The organism is Rhodococcus sp. EPR-134 (assembly GCF_001647205.1).
Lineage (GTDB): Bacteria > Actinomycetota > Actinomycetes > Mycobacteriales > Mycobacteriaceae > Rhodococcus_F > Rhodococcus_F qingshengii.
In genome coordinates, this window is sequence record NZ_LVCT01000674.1 from 1 (window position 1) to 5005 (window position 5005).

Annotated in this window: 5 protein-coding genes and 1 pseudogene; 2 read left to right on the forward strand and 4 right to left on the reverse strand. The window is 60.9% G+C overall.

What is annotated here, in order from left to right:
- Positions 1-1010: fatty acid desaturase family protein (locus tag A2J01_RS29355; protein ID WP_064114142.1), on the forward strand; the 1010-nt coding region annotated here is incomplete at its 5' end.
- A gap of 4 nt (positions 1011-1014) precedes the next feature.
- On the opposite strand, the gene A2J01_RS29360 is transcribed toward A2J01_RS29355, so the two are convergent.
- The 4 genes and pseudogenes from A2J01_RS29360 to A2J01_RS29375 form a co-directional block, all read right to left on the reverse strand.
- The gene (locus tag A2J01_RS29360) at positions 1015-1683 is read right to left on the reverse strand and encodes a methionine ABC transporter permease (protein WP_007732650.1); all 669 of its coding nucleotides are present in this window, start codon (positions 1681-1683) and stop codon (positions 1015-1017) included.
- Positions 1680-2681: a methionine ABC transporter ATP-binding protein gene (locus A2J01_RS29365; RefSeq protein ID WP_007732648.1), complete on the reverse strand. Its 1002-nt coding sequence runs from the start codon at positions 2679-2681 to the stop codon at positions 1680-1682. Before A2J01_RS29365 ends, A2J01_RS29360 begins: the two co-directional genes overlap by 4 nt.
- A 12-nt stretch (positions 2682-2693) precedes the next feature.
- Positions 2694-3551, reverse strand: a complete 858-nt coding sequence (locus tag A2J01_RS29370; protein WP_064114143.1) for a MetQ/NlpA family ABC transporter substrate-binding protein — start codon at positions 3549-3551, stop codon at positions 2694-2696.
- Between the two features lie 114 nt (positions 3552-3665).
- Positions 3666-4124, reverse strand: a pseudogene (locus A2J01_RS29375) (nuclear transport factor 2 family protein).
- 130 nt (positions 4125-4254) lie between these two features.
- On the opposite strand from A2J01_RS29375, the gene A2J01_RS29380 reads away from it, so the two are divergent.
- Positions 4255-5005: acyl-CoA dehydrogenase family protein (locus tag A2J01_RS29380; protein ID WP_197494332.1), on the forward strand; the 751-nt coding region annotated here is incomplete at its 3' end.

Genomic DNA, 5005 nt, shown 5'->3' on the forward strand with positions numbered 1-5005 from the left:
TTCTGGGGACTGCGCTCCTGGGGGTCGGCAAGATCATCGAGAACATGGAACTCGGCCACAACATCATCCACGGCCAGTGGGACTGGATGAACGATCCCGAGATTCACTCGAGCAACTGGGAGTGGGACAACACCTGCCCGTCCTCGGGATGGAAGCACTCGCACAACTTCACCCATCACAAGTTCACCAACATCGTCGGACTGGACAACGACGTGGGCTACGGAATCATGCGCGTCACGCGCGATCAAAAGTGGCACGCCGACTATCTCTTTCAACCGATCACGAATTTCGTGCTCGCGACCCTCTTCGAGTGGGGAGTGGCACTGCATCACCTCGAAACGGACAAACTCCGCAAGGGTGAGGTGAAGTGGTCCGAGAAATCGGACATGGCCAAGGACGTCGGTAAGAAGATCGCGCGTCAGGTGGCGAAGGATTACATCCTGTTCCCCGCCCTGACCGGCCCCGCGTGGAAGACCACGTTGACGGCGAACGTCGTTGCGAACCTCATCCGAAACTACTGGAGTTACGCCGTCATCTTCTGCGGGCACTTTCCCGACGGTGCCGAGAAGTTCACGCTCGAGGAATTCGAGAACGAATCGCGCGCTCAGTGGTACCTACGACAGATGCTGGGCTCTGCCAACTTTCATGCCGGTCCCGTCATGGCCTTCATGAGCGGCAACCTCTGCTACCAGATCGAGCATCACTGCTTCCCGGATCTGCCGAGCAATCGGTACTCGGAAATCGCGGTGCCGTTGCGCGACCTGTGTGACAAGTACGACCTCCCGTACACGACCGGGCCGCTGTGGAAGCAGTACGGATTGACTCTGCGCACCATCTGGAAGTTGTCGCTGCCCAACAGGTTTCTCTCGGCTTCCCAGGACGACGCTCCGGAGACGCACTCGGAGTTGAAGTTCCGCATCCGAGGCGGAATCAAGGAAGTGTTCGGCGTCGATCCGCAGACGGGTAAGCGGCGCGGACTGCGAACAGCGATCGCGATGGTCTCGAGCTGATCAGTTACCGCTTGTGCGCCATTGAACGAACCACGAGATCGCCGGTCGACTGGATTGCCTGCACCAGCACGATCAAGATCACGACTGCGACGAACAGCACCGGTGTGTTGAATCGTTGGTAGCCGTACTTGATTGCGAAGTCGCCGAGTCCACCGGCGCCGATGGCACCTGCCATGGCCGAGAAGCCGATCAGCATCACCGCCGTCAGGGTTGCTCCTGCTACCAATCCCGGAACGGATTCGGGCAGTAGCACCTTGGTGATGATGTCTTTGTCGGTGGCGCCCATGGACCGCGCTGCCTCGACGCGTCCGGAATCGACTTCACGCAAGGCGTTCTCGACGACGCGCGCAAAGAAGGGCACCGAACCGATGGTCAGCGGGACGATCGCTGCCGTGGCGCCGAGCGCTGTTCCGACGATCGCCCTCGTTGCCGGGATGAGGAGCACCAACAAGATGACGAACGGCAGCGAACGGCCGATGTTCACCACGGTGCCCAGAACCGAATTGAGGACGCGGTTGGGACGGATTCCGTCGGGCGCGCTCGCGTGCAACAGAACACCGAGAGCGATACCGATGATCACGGTGAGCACGAACGAGACACCGACCATGTAGAGCGTGTCGAGTAGGGCTTCCCATGCTTCGCCCAGGGAATCCTGCCAGGACGTCTTGTTCATGAGAACGTCACCTTCACTCCGCGCTGCGAAAGATGTTCTTCGACAGACTTTCTTGTCTCTTCGTTGCTGACGAGTCCCGTGTGCGAGGCGAACTCCACGCGAAGGCGACCGACCTGATGGGATCCGATGTCCTCGATACCGCCGGAGATCACGGTGACGTCGACGTCGAGATCTCGTGAGAGTTGGGAAATCACGGGTGAGGTGGACAGTGAATCGACAAAGGTGAGGAGCGCCGGAATTCCGGTCGTGGACGTTCGTACCGTTCCGGTCGGCAGTAGCGCCTCTCCGAGGGGTGAGTCCGGGTCTGCGACCAGTTCGGTGAGCGTTCCCTCGTCGACGATGCGGCCCTGATCGATCAGCGCAGCGCGATGGCAGATCCGTCGAACCACGTTGAGCTCGTGGGTGATCAGAACAATGGTCACACCGAGTCGTCGATTGAGATCGGCGAGCAGGTCGAGGATCGAATCGGTTGTGTCCGAGTCGAGGGCGCTGGTGGCCTCGTCGCACAGGAGGACGTCGGGTGAAGCCGCCAAGGCTCTCGCGATGCCGACGCGTTGTTTCTGGCCGCCGGACAGTTGCGAGGGGAAGGCGTCACGTCGGTCTTCCAAGCCCACCAACTCGATCAGCTCGTCGACGCGGGCACGTCGATCTGCCCGCGAGTATCCCGCCACTTCGAGAGGGAAGGCGATGTTGGCGGCGACCGAACGGGAATGCAGCAGGTTGAAATGCTGGAACACGACACCGATCCGCTTGCGTGTGTCGCGCAGTTGCGCTGGGCTCAACGCGGTCAGATCGGTGTCGCCCAACAGAATCCGGCCACTGGTCGGGCGTTCGAGCAGGTTGAGGCAGCGCAGCAAAGTCGACTTGCCGGCGCCGCTCTTGCCGATGATGCCGAAGATTTCGCCGTCTTCGATTTTCAGGGATACGGAATCGAGTGCATGCAGAACTTGTGTGCCGCTGCGGTATTCCTTGGAGACCGATTCGATCGAGAAGACCATGACGGGTCTCGATCAGGTAGCGCTGGCCGGAATGACCGAGCCCTGATAGGTCTGCTCGATGAACGTCGCGACGTCGGCGGACGTCAATGCCTCGGCCAACTTCTGTACTCGCGCATCGTTTTCGAACGAGGTGCGTACGGTCAGGACATTGGCGTACGGGTTGCCCTCGGCCTTCTCGAGCACCAGGGCGTCCTTGGCCGGGTTGAGGCCACCTTCGATTGCGTAGTTGCCGTTGATGATTGCGAGATCGACATTTCCGTCGTCGAGCGTGCGCGGCAACTGCGGGGGATCGACCTGGGTGAACGTGAGTCCCTTGGGGTTGTCGATGATGTTCTTCTCGCTGATCTGCGTGATGTCGGTGCCGGGGGCGCCCAACTGCTGATCGAGCTTGATCAAACCGGCCTGCTGCAGCAGGTACAGCCCACGGGCGAAGTTCGTCACGTTGTTGGACAAAGCGACCGTTGCGCCCTGGCGCAGGTCGGCCACGTTGGTGACCTTCTTGGAATATGCACCGAGCGGCTCGACGTGGACTTTCGCCACGGCTACCAGGTCGTCGACACCCTTTTCCTTCGACCACGATTCCTGGTACGGCACGTGCTGGAAGAAGTTGGCGTCGGTGTCTCCGGCTTCGAGCACCTCGTTGGCGTCGAGATCGCCGGTGATCTCGCTGACCTCGATCTTGGTGTCACCGAGCAGGCCCTTTTCTTCGACGAACTTCAGGATCTCGGCGTGCGGAACCGAAGAAGCGACGATGCGAAGAGGTGCGTTCTCGTCGGAGGAGTTGTCGCTCGAGCACGCGGCTACGGTTCCGACTGCGACGGCGGCCACTGCGAAGGCAGCGAGGAATCTTCTGGTGCGCGAGCGTGACATGTGAATCTCCAAGACATAGCCGAACGCACGCCGAGATGGCGTGACAGTTGCTGAACGCTAGCCCGGTAAACCTCCCGTGAGGAGATACAGAATCACCGCGATTTTTTCATGTACCTATTGTCCGAGCAGGATGACCGGAACGTCCTCGGCAAAATCGACTACCAGTTCGCGACGCGAGAACAGCCAGGTGCCGTCGATCTTTTCGAAGCTGTCCTGGTAACGAATCTCGATCCGGTTGTCCCGGTGGCCCTCGCCCCGCGGATAGATGTGGTGGGCGGAGCAGTAGGCCTCACCGTGCGCAGTGGTGGGGCCGTCGAGGTCGAGGATCTGCTGCTCGACGATGTGCCGGGTCGAGTGCAGATGTGAGACGGCATCGACCACCTAACTGCTGACGACGGAATTCCCACGTATCTCCGTCGGCGCACCCGTTCCGTTCAGTGCCGGCGGCAAGACGAATGCCACGTCGTCAGTGAAGAGAGCCGCAAGTGCAGTGGTGTTTCGGCGGTCGACGGCCTGTGCGTACCTGGCGGCCAAGTCGGTGAGAGCGACGCGATCCGAGGAGTCCATGCGCATATCTCACCCTATGTGACGCCGCTCATGTTTCGGCTTCCCGCTCATCGAGACACTCACAGCGCCCACCTGGGCATCTGGTTAGCGTCCAGGCCAAGAGTTGCCAGCCATGAATGCCATAGGAGAAACAGCGATGGATCTGAGGGAATCGCCCGAGCAGCAGGAGCTCCGCAAGGAGTTGCGCGCGTACTTCGCGGCGCTGCTGCCGGAAGAGAAGCGTCGCGCGGCCGGCGAGCAAGGTGTGGGTGGCGAGTACTTCCGCGAGATCGTGAAGTTGCTGGGCAAGGACGGTTGGCTCGGTATCGGCTGGCCCAAGGAATTCGGTGGACAGGGACGCTCCATCGAAGAGCAGTTCGTGTTCTTCGACGAGGTTCAGCGCGCAGGTCTGCCGTTCCCCTTCGTGACGGTCAATACCGTCGGACCGACGTTGATGAAGTACGGCACCGAAGAACAGAAGGAACGTTTCCTGCCCGGCATCCTGGCCGGCGACATCGTCTTCGCAATCGGGTACACCGAGCCCGAGGCCGGCACCGACCTCGCGTCACTCAAGACTCGTGCGGTTCTCGACGGTGACGAGTGGATCGTCGACGGCAACAAGATCTTCACCAGTGGCGCCAACACTGCCGACTACGTGTGGCTGGCCTGCCGCACCGACGCGGATGCCCCCAAGCACAAGGGAATCTCGATCCTGATCGTCCCCACCGAGGACGCAGGCTTCGAGTGGTCACCGATCAACACCGTCGGCGGCTTGATGGTGACGTCCACGTACTACTCCGGCATTCGCGTTCCGTCGAAGGACGTTGTCGGCGAGGTCAACGGTGGCTGGCAGCTCATCACGGCTCAGCTCAACCACGAGCGAATCGGCCTGGCGGCCATCGGTGGTC

Excerpts from the sequence above, each read along its gene's own strand:
- A2J01_RS29360 (WP_007732650.1), bottom strand. The coding sequence starts at position 1,683 with ATGAACAAGACGTCCTGGCAGGATTCCCTGGGCGAAGCATGGGAAGCC.
- A2J01_RS29365 (WP_007732648.1), bottom strand. The coding sequence starts at position 2,681 with ATGGTCTTCTCGATCGAATCGGTCTCCAAGGAATACCGCAGCGGCACA.
- A2J01_RS29370 (WP_064114143.1), bottom strand. The coding sequence starts at position 3,551 with ATGTCACGCTCGCGCACCAGAAGATTCCTCGCTGCCTTCGCAGTGGCC.